16 protein-coding genes are annotated in these 15,671 nt (G+C 67.4%); 5 read left to right on the forward strand and 11 right to left on the reverse strand.

The features are described 5' to 3' along the window. Positions 1–87 precede the first annotated feature (87 nt). The 5 genes from IEY43_RS06430 (at position 88) to IEY43_RS06450 (ending at position 4,950) form a co-directional block, all read left to right on the forward strand. On the forward strand, positions 88–1,296 hold the full coding sequence (locus IEY43_RS06430; RefSeq protein WP_188947788.1) for a PucR family transcriptional regulator: 1,209 nt from the start codon (positions 88–90) through the stop codon (positions 1,294–1,296). A gap of 165 nt (positions 1,297–1,461) precedes the next feature. Beyond that, positions 1,462–2,385, forward strand: coding sequence for an ACP S-malonyltransferase (locus IEY43_RS06435; protein WP_188947789.1), 924 nt, complete (start codon positions 1,462–1,464; stop codon positions 2,383–2,385). Positions 2,386–2,603: 218 nt separating this feature from the next. Beyond that, positions 2,604–2,849, forward strand: coding sequence for an acyl carrier protein (locus IEY43_RS06440; protein WP_188947790.1), 246 nt, complete (start codon positions 2,604–2,606; stop codon positions 2,847–2,849). Between the two features lie 127 nt (positions 2,850–2,976). Then, on the forward strand, positions 2,977–4,224 hold the full coding sequence (fabF, locus tag IEY43_RS06445) for a beta-ketoacyl-ACP synthase II (protein ID WP_188947791.1): 1,248 nt from the start codon (positions 2,977–2,979) through the stop codon (positions 4,222–4,224). A gap of 150 nt (positions 4,225–4,374) precedes the next feature. Then, entirely contained in the window at positions 4,375–4,950 is a 576-nt protein-coding gene (locus tag IEY43_RS06450) for a dihydrofolate reductase family protein (RefSeq protein ID WP_188947792.1), read from the forward strand. Between the two features lie 17 nt (positions 4,951–4,967). On the opposite strand, the gene IEY43_RS18325 is transcribed toward IEY43_RS06450, so the two are convergent. From IEY43_RS18325 to IEY43_RS06505, 11 genes are all read right to left on the reverse strand, one after another. Then, on the reverse strand, positions 4,968–5,090 hold the full coding sequence (locus IEY43_RS18325) for a VOC family protein (protein WP_268240053.1): 123 nt from the start codon (positions 5,088–5,090) through the stop codon (positions 4,968–4,970). A 436-nt stretch (positions 5,091–5,526) separates the two neighbouring features. Further along, a complete protein-coding gene (locus IEY43_RS06460; protein WP_188947793.1) occupies positions 5,527–6,030 on the reverse strand; it encodes a DUF3145 domain-containing protein in 504 nt (167 codons plus the stop codon). A gap of 141 nt (positions 6,031–6,171) precedes the next feature. Continuing rightward, a complete protein-coding gene (locus IEY43_RS06465; RefSeq protein WP_188947794.1) occupies positions 6,172–7,164 on the reverse strand; it encodes a tyrosine recombinase XerC in 993 nt (330 codons plus the stop codon). 31 nt (positions 7,165–7,195) lie between these two features. Beyond that, positions 7,196–8,452 carry a DNA-processing protein DprA gene (gene dprA, locus IEY43_RS06470; RefSeq protein WP_188947795.1) on the reverse strand — a complete coding sequence of 419 codons (1,257 nt, stop codon included), beginning with the start codon at positions 8,450–8,452 and terminating at the stop codon, positions 7,196–7,198. A 22-nt stretch (positions 8,453–8,474) separates the two neighbouring features. Then, positions 8,475–10,016, reverse strand: coding sequence for a YifB family Mg chelatase-like AAA ATPase (locus IEY43_RS06475; protein ID WP_188947796.1), 1,542 nt, complete (start codon positions 10,014–10,016; stop codon positions 8,475–8,477). Beyond that, entirely contained in the window at positions 10,013–10,378 is a 366-nt protein-coding gene (locus tag IEY43_RS06480) for a YraN family protein (RefSeq protein WP_188947797.1), read from the reverse strand. The genes IEY43_RS06475 and IEY43_RS06480 overlap by 4 nt, the downstream gene beginning before the upstream one ends. Positions 10,379–10,473: 95 nt before the next feature. Beyond that, positions 10,474–10,794, reverse strand: a complete 321-nt coding sequence (locus IEY43_RS06485; RefSeq protein WP_188947798.1) for a DUF2469 domain-containing protein — start codon at positions 10,792–10,794, stop codon at positions 10,474–10,476. Further along, on the reverse strand, positions 10,794–11,513 hold the full coding sequence (rnhB, locus tag IEY43_RS06490; RefSeq protein WP_188947799.1) for a ribonuclease HII: 720 nt from the start codon (positions 11,511–11,513) through the stop codon (positions 10,794–10,796). The genes IEY43_RS06485 and rnhB overlap by 1 nt, the downstream gene beginning before the upstream one ends. 1 nt (position 11,514) lies before the next feature. After that, a complete protein-coding gene (lepB, locus tag IEY43_RS06495; RefSeq protein WP_188947800.1) occupies positions 11,515–12,216 on the reverse strand; it encodes a signal peptidase I in 702 nt (233 codons plus the stop codon). Positions 12,217–12,357: 141 nt separating this feature from the next. After that, positions 12,358–12,939, reverse strand: a complete 582-nt coding sequence (locus IEY43_RS06500) for a hypothetical protein (protein WP_188947801.1) — start codon at positions 12,937–12,939, stop codon at positions 12,358–12,360. A gap of 183 nt (positions 12,940–13,122) precedes the next feature. Continuing rightward, positions 13,123–15,096 (reverse strand): S1 family peptidase, encoded by a 1,974-nt coding sequence (locus tag IEY43_RS06505; RefSeq protein WP_188947802.1) that lies wholly within the window; start codon positions 15,094–15,096, stop codon positions 13,123–13,125. Positions 15,097–15,671: the final 575 nt, after the last annotated feature.

Here is a 15,671-nt window from a genome sequence, read left to right on the forward strand (position 1 = left end):
TTCGGGCAGGGCGGCTTGCCGTCTGCGGGCGGTGCGCCGGTCCGGGCTGCCCCTCGCCGAAGAAGCCGCAACGCTAAACTTGGAGGCATGGTCCCAGAAACCGAATCGATCGCCGCCGCGCGCGCCCGGGCAGCCCGTCCCGCGCCGAGCGCCGAAACCGTCAGACGGCTCAAGAACCACATCGGCGTGCTGTCCACCACCGCGCTGAAGTACCTGGACCAGCAGCTGCCCTGGTACCGCTCGCTGGAACCCAACGAGCGCGCGGCGCTGGGACTGATCGCGCAGAAGGGCATCTCCACCTTCGTCACCTGGTACGAAGACCCCTCCTCCATCCCCTCCTGGGTGGTCACCGACGTGTTCGGCGCGGCCCCCACCGAGCTGACCCGCTCCATCTCGCTGCAGAAGGCGCTGGGCCTGCTGCGCACCATCGTGGAGGTCGTCGAATCCCAGGTCCCCGACATCGCACCGGAGGCCGAGCAGGCAGCGCTGCGCGAGGCGGTGCTGCGCTACTCGCGCGAGGTCGCCTTCGCGGCGGCCGACGTCTACGCCCGCGCGGCCGAAACCCGCGGCGCATGGGACTCCCGGCTGGAGGCCCATGTGGTGGACGCGGTGATGCACGGGGAGGGCCACGATTCGCTGTCCTCGCGGCTGGCCGCCATCGGCTGGAAGTCGCAGAGCAACATCCGCATCCTGGTCGGCGCCACCCCGGGGTCGAACTCCGTCAGCTTCGTCTCCGCCATCCGCCGCCTGGCCACCCGCTATGCCCGCGATTCGCTGGTCAGCGTGCTGGGCGACCGCTCGGTGCTGATGCTCTCCGACACCAAATTCGAGGAGGCCGACCTGGGACGGCTCGCCCGCTTCTTCGGGCCCGGCCCGCTGGTCTACTCCCCCTTGGCCGCCACCGTCACCGACATGCCGCAGGCCGCGCAGGCCGCCATTGCCGGCTACGCCGCCGCCTGCGCCTGGCCCCAGGCCCCGAACCCGGTGGGCGCGGACGACCTGTGGCCCGAACGCGCCTTCAACGGCGACCCGCTGGCGCGCACCGCACTGCTGGAGCGCATCTACCGGCCGCTGCAGCAGGCCTCCAACGGCCTGCTGGAAACCCTGTCCAGCTACCTGGCGCTGGGCCATTCGTTGGAAGGCACGGCACGCGGGTTGTTCGTGCACGCCAACACCGTGCGCTACCGGCTCAAGCGCGTCTCCGAAGTGACCGGCTGGGATCCGCTGTCCCCGCGCGACGCCTTCGTACTGCAAAGCGCGCTGGTCGTCGGACGCCTGGCGGACTCCGGCCAATAACGCTTTTGGCGGTTCCGCACAGTCGCAGACCCGTCACGCAGCGGCGTTACATGGGTTTTTGCGTCCCCCATGCGCTAGGCTTTTGTAGGAAACCTACAAACCGTGACCGTGAGCTTGGTGCGTGACCACGCGCCACGAGGCCGCAATTTTTGGAAAGCTGTAAGAGTGTTAGCAATCGTATGCCCGGGACAGGGCTCCCAGACCCCAGGTTTTCTTTCCGAGTGGCTCGACGTCGACGGCGTGCGCGAGCACCTCGCCGCGCTGGGCGAGATCACCGGCCGCGACCTGATCGAGCACGGCACCGTCTCCGACGAGGAGACCATCAAGGACACCGCCGTGGCGCAGCCGCTGATCGTGGCCGCCGGCCTGGTCACCGCCCGTGCGCTCTTCGGCGAGCGGCTTCCTGCCAACGCCGTGCTCGCCGGCCACTCCGTCGGTGAAATCACCGCTTCGGCCCTGGCCGGTGCGCTGAGCGAAAACGATGCGATGAACTTCGTCCGCGTGCGCGCCAACGCGATGGCCGAAGCCGCCGCGGCGACCCCGACCGGCATGGCCGCCGTGCTCGGCGGGGATCCCCAGGAGGTCCTGGACCGGCTGGCCGAGCTGGGCCTGACCCCGGCCAACGCCAACGGCGGCGGACAGACCGTCGCCGCCGGCACCATGGAACAGCTCGCCGCGCTGGGCGAGAACCCTCCGGCCAAGGCCCGCGTGATCCCGCTGAAGGTCGCCGGGGCGTTCCACACCGCGCACATGGCACCGGCCGTGGGAGTGCTGCAGGAACTGGCCGAAACGCTGGCCCCGTCCGAGCCGTCCACCGCCCTGCTGTCGAACTACGACGGGCAGGCCGTCGAATCCGGCGCAGCCAACCTCGAATCCCTGGTGGCCCAGGTTTCCCGCCCGGTCCGCTGGGACCTGTGCATGCAGACCCTCGCCGCCCAAGGCGTCACCGGCATCCTGGAGCTGGCCCCGGCCGGCACCCTGGTGGGCCTGGCCCGCCGCGGCTTGAAGGGCGTGAAGGGCATGGCCCTGAAGACCCCCGCAGACCTGGACGCGGCCCGCGAGTTCATCGCGGAGCACACTTCCAACTAGGCGCCGCAGGGTGCCGCCCAAAAATTTTCGCCCGCTTGACGCGTCATCGCCCAACCGGTGAGGGCCACCTGGCCTAAGCTTTAAGCGGTGAAACCATCAGTGCGCCCCGTACGGGACGCACCGGCGGTTTCGAACAGTCGGATCATGGCCCGCCGCCGCGGGCATGAATCCAGAGCAACGACCGGATCCGTCCGGCATCATGAGAAAAGGAGCCATCCATGGCTAGCAACGAAGAAATCCTGGCAGGCCTCGCCGAAATCGTTAACTCGGAGACCGGCCTGGACGAAGCAGACGTGCAGCTGGACAAGTCCTTCACCGAGGACCTGGACATCGACTCGATCTCGATGATGACCATCGTCGTTGAGGCCGAGGAAAAGTTCGAGGTCAAGATCCCGGACGAGGAAGTCAAGAACCTGAAGACCGTGGGCGACGCCGTGAGCTTCATCGCCGGCGCCCAGGCCTAGCAGCATTCCGCCCGCGAACCTTTCGCGGGCACACCGTTGTGCGGGCAAGCCGCGCACACCGGCCGGTACGTCAAGCCGGCCCCACAAATTTTGACAGCAATGTTGTACCCCAGTAGAGAGTTTGATGATGGCGCGCAAAGTAGTGATCACCGGTCTCGGAGCCACCACCCCCATCGGCGGGGACGTACCTACCCTGTGGGAGAACGCCCTGAAGGGTGTTTCCGGCGCCGCAACCATGGAGGACAGCTGGGTCGAGGAATACGACCTGCCGGTGACCTTCGCCGCCCGCGCCTCGGTGCAGCCTTCCGAGGTGCTGACCCGTCCGGAGACCAAGCGGATGGACCCGTCCACGCAGTTCGCCGTGGTCGCCGCCCGCGAGGCCTGGGCCGACTCCGGACTGTCCAAGGACGACATCGACCGCAACAAGCTGGCCGTGGCCTTCGCCACCGGCATTGGCGGCGTCTGGACGCTGCTGAACGCCTGGGACACCCTGAAGGAAAAGGGCCCGCGCCGCGTGCTGCCGATGACCGTGCCGATGCTGATGCCCAACGGCCCGGCCGCCGCGGTCTCGCTGGACCTGGGCGCCGCCGGCGGCGCGCACACCCCGGTTTCCGCCTGCGCCTCGGGCACCGAGGCGATGCACGTGGGCATGGAGCTGATCCGCGCCGGCAAGGCCGACGTGGTCATGGTCGGCGGTGCCGAGGCCGCGATCCACCCGATGCCGATGGCAGCGTTCGCGTCCATGCACGCGCTCTCGCGCCGCAACGACGATCCCACGAAGGCCTCGCGTCCGTACGACGTGGACCGCGACGGCTTCGTCATGGGCGAAGGCGCCGGCGCACTGGTGCTGGAGTCCGAGGAGCACGCGCTGGCCCGCGGCGCCCGCATCTACGCGGAGCTGGCCGGCTCGTCGGTCACCGCCGACGCCTACCACATCACCGCACCGGACCCGGAGGGCCTGGGCGCCACCCGCGCGCTGAAGGCCGCCATGTACGACGGCCGCATCCAGCCGGAGGACGTGGTGCACGTGAACGCGCACGCCACCTCCACCCCGGTGGGCGACAAGCCGGAGTACACCGCGCTGAAGGCCGCCCTGGGCGAGCACCTCGACAAGGTCCTCGTCTCGGCCACCAAGTCGCAGATGGGCCACCTGCTCGGCGCCTCAGGTGCCGTGGAGTCCGTGCTGACCACCCTGGCGATCTACCACCGCAAGGCCCCGGTCACCATCAACCTGGACAACCAGGATCCGGAAATCCCGCTGAACGTCGTCACCGGCGCCCCGGCCGATCTTCCGGCCGAGGGCTCGATCGTCGCCCTGAACAACTCCTTCGGCTTCGGCGGCCACAACGCCGTCGTCGCGATCCGCAGCATCTAGCAGCAGCTGTCCCCCAGCGGGCCGGAACCGAGCACTCGGTTCCGGCCCGCTGGGCGTTAACCGGCGATCTCTATTGTCGCCGGGCACCGGGCGTTGCTACGCTCGATCTCGACGGGCCGCCCAGCAATTTCCATTCGAAGGAGCCGCACCATGCGCACCTTGATCGCCACCGCATTCATCTCACTGGACGGGGTCATGGAGGCGCCCGGTGGCGAACCCGACTACCGCAATTCCGGCTGGACCATGACGTCGGTGGACTTCGACCCGGCGGCCTACGAGATGAAGGGCACAGAACAGGACGAGGCCACGGCGCTGCTGCTGGGGCGCCGCAGCTACCAGGCCTTCTCCCCTGTCTGGCCCGCCATGACCGAGGAATTCCCCGGCTACAACGCCATGCCCAAGTACGTGGTTTCCACGACGCTCAAGGACAAGGACCTGGTGGAGAATTGGGGCGAAACCACGATCCTGCGTTCGACCGCCGACGTCGCCCGGCTGCGCGCCAGCGACGGCGGGCCCATCAGCATCCACGGCTCAGCGACGCTGGTCCACTCGTTGCAGGAGCACCACCTGATCGACCGCTACCACCTGCTGGTCTTCCCGGTGCTGCTCGGCGCCGGCAAGCGCCTGTTCAGCGGTGCCGAGCTGGGCGCGCAGAAGCTGAAGCTGGTCGACTCCGCCGTCTATTCCAACGGCATCCAGAAGAACGTGTTCGACGTGCTGCGCTGACCGGCGGCGGGCCCGCGTTACAGATAGGGCCGGGTGATCAGTTCGAGGTAGTGCCCGGAGGGATCCAGCAGGTAGACGCCCCGGCCCCCGTGCTCGTGGTTGAGCTGCCCGGACAGCTGGCGCTGCGGAGGGAACCGCATCGGGGGGCGCGGCGAACTGCAGCAGTACGCCGATGCTGATGCTCCGGAAGGGCCACCCACCGGGCTGCTCGGCGGCCTCCACCAGGTCCTTGGAGAACTCGGCCATCTGTGCGGCATCGGTCGAGGCGATGATGGTGTGGTTGAACTGTGCGGTCATGTTTCCCTTTTGGTTGTACGGTTTCCGTGATGCGTGGAGCGTCGTACGCAGGGAGGAGCGCGGATCAGGGAACGACCAGGAAGCCGTTCCGGGAGCGGCCTGAGACGGCCTGACTGGTCTTCATCACGATCGATCCTAGCACCAGGGCGGCAGCTTCGCGGAGAAACACGAAATGCGATCCCCAAGGGGACCGCATTTCATCTTTGGATCCAGCGCCCCGCACCGCCGGGGCTGGATTCCGGCCGCCAGGCGGCGACGGGACGACTAGTTAACCAGTCGCTAAACCACCTGGTTGAGCCATCGAACAGTCGAGTTCTCGCCTGCATGGCGGAAGGGTTCAAGTTCCTCATCCCAGGCCTCGCCAAGGGCGATGGACATTTCCTGGTAGAAGATCGAAGGATTGCCGTCGCCCTTCTCATAGGCCCAGCGGATGCGCTCTTCGCTGATCATGACGTTGCCGGCCGTGTCGATGGTCGCATGGAAGATCCCGAGATCCGGGGTCACCGACCAGCGGCTGCCGTCGACGCCCGGGCTCGGGTCCTCGGTGACTTCGAATCGCAGATGCTGCCAACCGTGGATTCCACTGGTCAGCAAGGCGCCGGTGCCCTGGGGTCCTACCCACTCCATTTCGGCACGACGAAAGCCGGGTGCAGCGTGCTGTTCGGTCCATTCCATCTTGGCCGGTGTTCCGAGCACGGACCCGATAGCCCATTCCAGATGTGGGCATAGCGCAGCAGTGGCGGAATGAATAAAAATTACGCCCCTGGTCATCGGTGCAGACATGCCATCCTCCGTACGGTGTTGATCGTCTTCCCCTACGTCAACATCGTGGTGGTGCAGTTACCGCCGATGATTCTATTTTGCCCGATGAACAGCACTTTTCGCTACTCGGGAGGACGATTTGGAGGGAATTGGAAGAATCCGTCAGGCGCGGGGGTGGGCCTGCCGGTAGCTTTGGCGCAGCCGATCCACGGAAACATGGGTGTAGAGCTGGGTCGTGGCCAGCGATGCGTGGCCCAGGAACTCCTGGACCGCGCGCAGGTCCGCGCCTCCGTCGAGCAGATGGGTGGCCACGGTGTGGCGCAAGGCGTGCGGCCCGCTGGCGGCGGTATCCCCCAGCGATTTCAACGCCTGCGAAATCACCTCGCGGGCTTGGCGCACATTCAGCCGGCCGCCGCGCACGCCAACCAGCAGCGCTCCCTGCGCCTTCTCCTCGTCGACCAGAACGGCCCGATGGGTCAGCAGCCAGGAGGTCAGCACCCGCTGGGCGGGATTGCCGAAGGGCACCACTCGCTCCTTGTTGCCCTTGCCGACCACTTTCAGCGTGCGGCGGCCGAAGTCAAGGTTTTTCACGTCCAGGGAGACCAGCTCGCTGATGCGCAGCCCCGAGGCGTAGAGCAGCTCGGCGATCACCCGGTCGCGGGCGTGGACCGCCAGCTGCTGCGGGCTTTGTTCTCCAGCGGCGTCCCCGCTGCCCTGCGCCCCGGCATCCGCGGCGGTCTGCGCAAGCAGCCGGTCGATCTGTCCGGGCTGCAGCACGTGCGGCAGCCTGCGCTCCTTCTTCGGCGCGACCAAACGCAGTGCGGGGTCCACGTCGATGAGCTGGTGCTTCAGCGCCCAGGCGAAGAAGTTCTTCACCGAGGAGATCCGCCGTGCGATGGTAGTGCGGGAGATCTGCGCTTCGTGCAGGCTGGCCAGCCATTCGCGCAGCATCTCCACATCCACCTGGCTCGGCGTGCTGACCTGGCGGGCGGAGTGCAGGAACGTGCCCAGGGTGCGCAGGTCCACTTCATAGGCGCGCAGGGTGTTCTCGCTGCGCCCGCGCTGCAGGCGCAGGTAGTCCAGGTAGTCGGCGACCGGCTCGGCGAACGAGGGCGGCAGCTGCGGGGAGTTGGGTGCGCGGGTATCCTGCTTCATCCCTTCGAGGATACCGCGCCGAACCCGCTCGCTAGCTGCGCACCAGCTTCCACCCCGCATCGTTGCGTACCGCCAGGCCGCGGCCCTGCAAGGTCGACAGCCCGCGCAGCGTCTGCAGGATCGTGACCCCGCTTCGGGCTGAAATCTCGTCAGGGCTCATCGGCTTGGTGAAGGACAGGACGTCGTAGAGCATACCGACCTCCACCGGCAGGCCGTCCACGGGGCGCTGGCGCGGATCGCCCGGTTCGGCGGACGCTGTGCCGGCGGGCGCATCCGGGGCGATGCCCAGCAGCTCGGAGGCCTCGGCCGGGCTGGAGATCAACTCGGCCGCGCCGGAGCGGATCAGCCGGTGGGTGCCGGCCGAGTTCGGCGAGAACACGCTGCCGGGCACCGCGGCGACATCCCGGCCCAGCTCCACTGCGTGGCTGGCGGTATTCAGCGCACCGGAGCGATGCCGCGCCTCGGTGACGATGGTCAGCCGGCTGAATGCGGCAATTAATCGGTTGCGGTTCAGGAACCGGAAGCGGGTCGGCGTGATGCCCGGAGGAACCTCGGAGTACAGCGCGCCGCGGGCGATGACCTGCTCCAGCAGGTTGTGGTTTCCCGCCGGATAGAGCCGGTCCGCTCCCCCGGCGAGGATCGTGATCGTCGGCGGGTTGGGGAAGTCCCAGCCGTCGAGGGACAGGGCGGCGCGGTGGGCGGCGGCGTCGATCCCGTAGGCGCCTCCGGAGACGATCGTGAAGCCCTGCAGCCCCAGCGCCCGGGCCAGTTCGAAGGTGACCTGGTTGCCGTAGTCGCTGGCATCGCGCGAGCCGACGATGGACACCGTCCGCGCGGGATCCCCGGCGAGGTTGCCGGGCTCGGCCGCCCGCCACCACAGGCACAGCGGCCGGCCGAGCCCCAGATCGCCCAGCTGGGCCGGCCAGCCCGGGTCCTGGTCGGTGAGCAGTCCCCCGCCGAGGCGCTGCATGGTCTGCAGGGCGGCGTGCTCGTTGGCGTAGGGCAGCCGTTTGCGCCAGCGGGTGAGCGCGACGTGAAGGTCCTGGGCGGAATTCGGGGCCGGCTGCTGGCCGGTGGCCTCGGCGAGCTTCAGCCCCAGGCCCTGCGGCACGTGGTCCTCGCGGCGGATCAGGGCCAGCAGCTCCGCCGGCGTCATCAGTTCCAGCAGGGCGGCCGCGGTGACGTCGTTCGGTTCGACCAGCTGGTTCAGCGCGGCCAGGCACAGGGTGTGCGGCTGGTGGCCGACGGCGTCCTGCCGCCGGGCCGGGGTCTGCGGTGCGGTGCTCATGGTGGTACTCCTTCTCCTGCGGCTAGGCGGTATGCAGGTTCTGGCGCAGGTGGGCGGCGATGTCCACATCCTCCGGCGCGGGCCCGGGGCGGCCCTGGGTGTCGGCGACGGTCCAGGCCACGCGCAGCAGCCGGTCGGTGGCGCGGGCCGAGAGGCCGCCGCGTTCCGCCGCGGCTTCCACGGCCCGGCGCGTTGCCAAGGGGTAGTCCAGCTCATGGCGCAGGATCCGGGTGGGGACCTGCGCGTTGCAGCCGATGCCGTAGGGCCGCAGCCGGGCTTCGGCGCGGGTCCGGGCCGCCAGCACCCGTTCGCGCACGGCGGCGCTGGACTCATTGGCCTGCTGCCCGACCAGCTGGCCGCCGGGCACCGGGTTCAGCCGCAGCTGCAGATCGGTGCGGTCCAGGATCGGCCCCGAGAGCCGGGCGAAGTAGCGGCGGCGGGCCATCGGCGTGCAGGTGCAGCCGGTGCCCGCGGCGTAGTTCCTCCCGCAGGGGCAGGGGTTGGAGGCCATGACCAGCTGGAAGCGGGCCGGCAGCCGGGCGTGGCCGCGCGTGCGGTCCAAGGTGATGAAACCGTCCTCGATGGGCTGGCGCAGGGCGTCGAGCACCCCGGTATTGAAGTGCGCCACCTCGTCCAGGAACAGCACCCCGTGGTGCGCCCGGGTGATCGCCCCTGGCACCACGCGCCGGGTGCCGCCGCCGATCAGCGCGGCGAGCGAGGCGGTGTGGTGCGGGGCGATGAACGCCGGGGTGCGGCGCAGTGCCGCGATCGGAGAATCGGCGCCGTGGGTGATCGAGTGCACGGCCGTGGCTTCCAAGGCCTGCAGGTCGTCCAGCGGCGGCAGGATCCCGGGCAGGGCGCTGGCCAGCAGGGTCTTGCCCGCTCCGGCCGGCCCGACCATGATCAGGTGGTGGGCGCCGGCGGCGGCGATCTCCAGGGCCAGCCGGGCCTCGCCCTGCCCGTTGACCAGGGACAGGTCGCAGGGCTCCTCGGGCGCCGCGGCGTCGGGCGGCCGCGCCCCGACGGCATGGCGCAGGGTGATGCTCAGCTGGGAGGCCGCCGCCCCGCAATGGACCAGCACCTGGCCCAGGTGCTCGGCCGCGAACACGCTGGCCCCGGGCACCAGCCGGGCCTCGGCCTCGTTGCCGCGGGCGACCACCAGGTTGGGCAGCCCCAGCGCCACGGCCAGCTGGGCGGCGGGCAGCACCCCGGGCACCGGTCGGAGCATGCCGTCCAGCCCCAGCTCGGCCAGGTAGACGGTGTTCGGCGGCGGCGCGATCTGCCGGTCGGCGGACAGCACGGCGATCAGGATCGCCAGGTCGAATCCGGAACCGAATTTCGGCAGCGTGGCCGGAGAGAGATTGACGGTGAGCTTGCGGTTGGCAATCGGGAGGCCGGTATTGCGCGCGGCGGCCTTGATCCGTTCGCGCGCCTCGTTCAGCGACGCATCGGGCAGCCCCAGGATCACGAAGCCGGGGATGCCGTTGCCCAGGTCGGCCTCCACCTCGACCAACGCGGCTTTCACCCCCTGGAAGGCGATCGCATGGGTGCGGGCGGTGCTCATGAGCGCACATCCGGCAGGTGCCGGCAGGACAGCGTTCCGCCGGGTCCGGGATAGACCTCGACGACGTCCACCCGCAGCTGCGGGCAGTAGATCCGGTGGGCCTTGCACCAGATAATCAGCAGCCGGTGCAGCCGGGCGAATTTGGCGGGGTTCACCGCGTCGAACGCGGTGCCGAACCCCTGCGACGAACGGGTCTTGACCTCCACCGCCGCCAGGGCGCCGGAGCGGTCGCGGACGACCAGGTCAAGCTCCCCGCTGCGGCACCGCCAGTTGCGGTCCAGGATCCGGTAGCCGCCGGCTTCGAGGTGTTCGGCGGCCGCCTGCTCGCCCCGGGCTCCGAGTTCCTGCTGCTGCGTCGTCATCGCCGCCTCCTTGAATCGGTCTGTGCGTGGTCAGACCAGTTTCAGGTTCGGCGGCGCGGGCGCGGGGCGGCAGGTGCGGATTGTGGAGAACGCGGTCAGTTCTCCAGCCCCTCCTTGGGGATCTGCAGCTCGTCGCGGTTCAGCTCCTCGACGTTGACGTCCTTGAAGGTGAGCACCTTGACGGCCTTCACGAATCGGCCCTGCCGGTAGATGTCCCAGACCCAGGCGTCGGTCAGGGTGAGTTCGAAGTACACCTCGCCGGCGTTGGACAGCGTCTTCACGTCGACCTGGTTGGCCAGGTAGAAGCGGCGTTCGGTTTCCACCACGAAGTTGAACAGCCCCACCACGGTCTTGTACTCGCGGTACAGCTGCAACTCCATGTCGGACTCGTAGTTTTCCAGTTCGTCGCCAGCCATTATTTTGCCTTCAATCTTGTGGGTTTACCTTGGTCCTTGCCGGGGCCGGAAGTCAAGTTCCAGCTCTTGCGGTGGTAGTCGCAGGGGCCCAGGGCCACGATCGCTTCGCGGTGCGCGGCGGTGGCGTAGCCCTTGTTGACCTCCCAGCCGAAGGCGGGGTGCTCCTGCGCCAGCTGCGCCATGATCCCGTCGCGCTCCACCTTGGCCAGGATCGACGCGCCGGCGATCGCCTGGCAGGTCATGTCCCCCTTGATGATGGTGCGCACCGGTATGTGCAGGCCGACCGGTTCGCGGTCCTCGGCCAGCAGGTCGAACAAGTCCTGTTCCGGAGCGGTCAGCCAGTCGTAGCTGCCGTCCAGCAGCACCGCTTCGGGGGCCACCGCGCAGGCTGCCACCGCCCGGGTGCCGGCCAGGCGCAGGGCCCCGGTGACCCCGAGCTCGTCGATCTCCGCGGCCGAGGCATGCCCGACGCCGTAGCCTGCCGCCCAGGCGCGCACCGGCTGAACCAGCTCCTCGCGCTTGGCCGCGGTGAGCAGCTTGGAATCGCGCAGCTGCGGGAATTCGGCGACGGCCTGGATGTCGATCACGGTGACGCCCACGGAAATCGGGCCGGCCAGGGCCCCGCGGCCCACCTCGTCGGCGGCGCCGATGAAGCGCACCTGGTGGGCGGCGGCCAGGTCCCGCTCGTGCTCCAGCGTGGTGGCCTTGGAATTGGCCATGCTAGTTGCCCGGACCCGGGACGCTGGCGAAGACTTCCTCGTGGGAGTCGATGGTGCCCCAGCGCGAGAGCGGCCAGGAGATGACCGAGGCCTTGCCCTGCACCGAGTCCACGTCCACGAAGCCGCCCTGGACGTCCGGGTGGAAGCGGGAGTCGGCGCTTTCGGCGCGGTGGTCGCCCATGACCCAGAGCTTGCCCTCCGGAACGGTGACCGTGAAGGCCATGTCGCTCGGGGCATTGCCGGGGTAGATGTAGGGTTCGTCGATGGGCGTGCCGTTGATGCTCAGCTTGCCGTCGACGGTGCAGCACTCCACGGTGTCCCCCGCGGTGCCGACGATGCGCTTGACCAGGTACTGCTCGCCGGCCGCCGGCAGGATGCCGACGAAGGACAGCGCCGATTCCACCGCGGTGGGCTGGGATTCCAGCGGCGGCAGCCAGTCCAGGTCGTCGCGGAAGACCACCACGTCCCCGCGCTCCAGTTCGAACGGGCCCGGAACCATGAGGTTCGCGAAGATCCGGTCGTTGATCTGCAAGGTGTTCTCCATGGAGCCCGAGGGAATGTAGTAGGCGCGGAAAAAGAAGGTCTTGATCACGAAGGACAGCACCAGCGCGATCGCCACGATGATCACGATCTCGCGGATGAAGCGCCAGAGTTTGTAGAGCGGTCCGCCTTGCTGCGGACTTTCGGCTGATTCGGCGCTCACGGCTGGGTGGGTCCCTTTCGCTGGTGGTCAATACCCTCCATCTTACGTACGCAGCCGCGCGGCGGAGCTCCGTGGCACGCTGCACGCACGAAATGCCCAGTTTATTGCCGGTCCGGCGTCGGCGATTTCGGGCGGTCGCGGCTAGCCGGGCGGGGTGCCGACGGTGGCCGGGGCCGGTGAGGCCGGGCCGCTGCTGTCGGTGAAGTCCAGCGGGATCCCGCCGGCCGGCTGGTCCTTGGCCAGCGCGTCCTGCACGGCCTGGCGTTGGGAGGCGTCCACGGCCAGGGTGAGTCCGCCGGTGCGCGGGTTCAGCGTGTACGCGTGGATCGCCGAGCGCAGCCACGGCTCCTGCTTCGCCTGCCACTCCATGATCTGCGAGATGCCCTCGCGCAGCTGGGCGTTGCTGAAGTCCACCAGGTGCCCGACCGCGCCGGCCTGCTCGATGGCCTTCACCGCGCCGTCGCTGGTCGCGGCGACGTGCAGCTTGCCATCCTCGATCCAGCCCTGGACGTATTCGTCGCCCAGCTGGGCCGCCAGCTGCTCGTTGGTCTGCAGCAGCGCGCTGACGTCCATGTCGGCTCCGCTCGTCGAGGTCTGGGTGGCGGTGGGCGGGGCCTGCGGGGCCGCCTGCTGCTGGCCGCAGCCGGTCAGCGCCAGTGCGACGACGGCGGCCGAGGCGGCCAGCCCCACCGGCAGCCGCCGTGCCGTATGTGTGCTTCTCATGTTCAATCCTCGTCTTCCGGCGGAACCGTCGGCGTGCCGCGGGTCTTGCACCCGAGGCTACCGGCCGTCCCGCAAAGCCAACTCGTAGGCACATGTGTGCCGCATGGCAATGCCCCGCTGCCTTCAGCGGCAGCGGGGCATTGCCATGGTGTCCGCGAGGCGGTCACCGGGGAGCGTGGTCCCTTAGCCGTGGCGTCGGGCGCTGCGGCGGAGCAACAGTACTGCCGCGCCGATCAGTGCCAGGGCGCCGCCGGCGGCGATCAGTGGAACGCTGCCCGCACCGGTCTCAGCCAGTGGCTCTTCCTTCTTCGGCGCATCCTGCTTCGGCTCGTCCTTCTTCGGGTCCTTGGCCTCGGTGGACTTGCTTGGCTCGTCGCTGGCCGAGGCAGTTGGCTCGGCTGAGGACGATGGCGATGCCGATTCGGACGGCTCGTCGGTCGAATCGGTCGGCTGAGTCGGAGTCGCCGATTCCGCAGGCTCATCCGTCGAATCAGTCGGCTGGGTCGGAGTTGGGGTCGGCTTCGGAGCCACCACAACAACGTTTCCGTTGACCTGCTCGGACTTGTTCAGCCCATTGACTGCCTCAAGGGTGAAGTTGAAAGCGCCTTCAGTTTGCGGCGCGGTGAAGCTGAAGTTGCCCGAAGAATCCACGGTCACGGTATCGACAACGTTGCCGTCGACGATCACGTTGACCTTGGTGCCGCTGGAAGCGTCGGTCACGTCGCCGCTGAGCTTCGCGCCCGGCTTGACCTCGGCCCCGTTGGACGCCGAGGTCACCATCGGTGCGTTCACGAAGAACTTCACCTGGTAGCCCTTGATGTAGCCCTTGGACTGCACGTCGGATAGCGAAGTGTACATCGCGATGTCGTCCGAGGTATTCGGCTCTCCGTCCTCACCCTCACTGTTGGCCGAGTTGATGCCGACTGCACGCGAGCCGACCATGACTGGTCCGCCGGAGTCGCCCTGGTCCAGCACCGTCTGGCCGGGGTTGTTAGCCAGGTAGCCCTCCACCGCCCGCAGATCGTTTTTCAGTCCCAAAACGAAGAAGACGCCGTCGCCGATGATCTCCGAGCAGCTCCAGCCGGTGGTGCGGCCCGACGAGCAGGCCTCGGCGCCGGCCACTGCCTTGGAGACGCCGGTAACCTTGACCGAACCCTCGCGAGGACCGGCAGCGGGCCAGTTCGACACGAGCGCCGGCAAGTTCAGCTCGGGGTTTATGTTGTCGATGACGGCGATGTCGGTGCCAGGCTCGTCGTTGCCTGTCGGCGCACCCGAGTTGTTGGGGCCGCCGAACTGGCTGAACCCGAAGGTTCCCAGAGGAGCCCCGATGGCATCCAAAGAATTCGGCTTGGACTGTTCGGCAATGCCGAAAATCTTGCCCTGTCCGTCGTCGGTGCAGTGGCCCGCGGTGATGATGGCATCGGCACCGTTCGGGGCCCAGGCATTGAAACCAGCCGAGCAGATAGTCGATGTGGCGCTAGGCCCGCCTGTCTTATCGACGAAGTAGCCCATGGCACCGAAGTAATCGTTTGCGGCTGAGGTCTTAGCCGGACCCGAGCCCTCAACGAGCTCGACACCCTTGGCCTGTTCCACGAACTCCTCCAGGGTCAACGACATGACTGCAGAAGACTTACTGGGAGTCGATCTGGACTTGCGCTCGGCGGCGGCAGGACCGCCGGCGATGATCTGAAGACCTTCCTTGGTGTTAATGATCGCGGTCAGTCGCGTCAGCTCGCTCGGTTTCACGTTCTCGAGGACTTCCTCGTAGACGTCGCCGACATTCTTGATCGCGCCGATCTCGGTGGTGATCGAGGCGGTCTTGGTAGACGAGGAATCCAGGACCTTCTTGGCCTTGACTTCATCAGCCTTGCTGACCTTGATCTCTGCCGTGGTGCCATTGACGCTGGCGGACGCCTTGATGCCCTCGTGGCTCAGTTTCTCGCGGATCTCCGCGACTTCTTCCGACACCTTGGATTCTGCGTTGAACTGCTCTACGGTCTTGCCCAGATCGCGCTCGACGGCTTCCTTCAAGCCCTCGGTCTCCACAGCGCTATCCGAGGCGTCGTCAGCCGAAGTTGCAGATGCGTTCGTGGACGCGGCTGCGCTTGGCGATTCCGAGGGTGCGACGGCGGCTTCGGGTGCTGCAGCGGCAGGCATGAAGCTTCCGCCAACTACCAAGGCCGTGGCCGCAACAGCGACGAAGCCGCGTTGCGCCGTCTTATTATTCGGTTTTGGCATTAATGCTTCTCCCAGATCGAAAGGTGCGAGGGTTTCGGCGCGCCTTCGTATGTATGGGCGCAGCGAAACGGAGTTTGTTACCAAAATGAAACCCTATCGGGGAATACGTACAGGTTTCAAGCACCAGATCCAACAAAAATACAAACTATGGATTACATAATGCCTAGTCAGGCTAGTTAGAACATTTTGACTCAAATCACAACAGGCGAAGTGATTCAAAAAATTGAAGATTCATCTTCCTTTACTTCAACCTAGTCAGGCAGAGTGGGCGTGCCGTTTTGCGCAGAATAAGAGCAACTTCCTCCACTTATCCGAAGGCATCCGCAGAATTGTCCAAACTTCGTATTAATTCCCGCGTGTCGAGACAGAAGTTTCTTCAAGCTACCCCTTAAATGACCAATTTCAGACGGCTTGATCGAACGTTGAGGTTGATGGCACAAGGAGTCCCGAATCCGAATCGGGCAGAGAAAACCCACGTACGCAGGTCGCATACG

Source organism: Glutamicibacter protophormiae (genome assembly GCF_014647495.1).
GTDB classification, from domain to species: Bacteria; Actinomycetota; Actinomycetes; order Actinomycetales; family Micrococcaceae; genus Glutamicibacter; species Glutamicibacter protophormiae.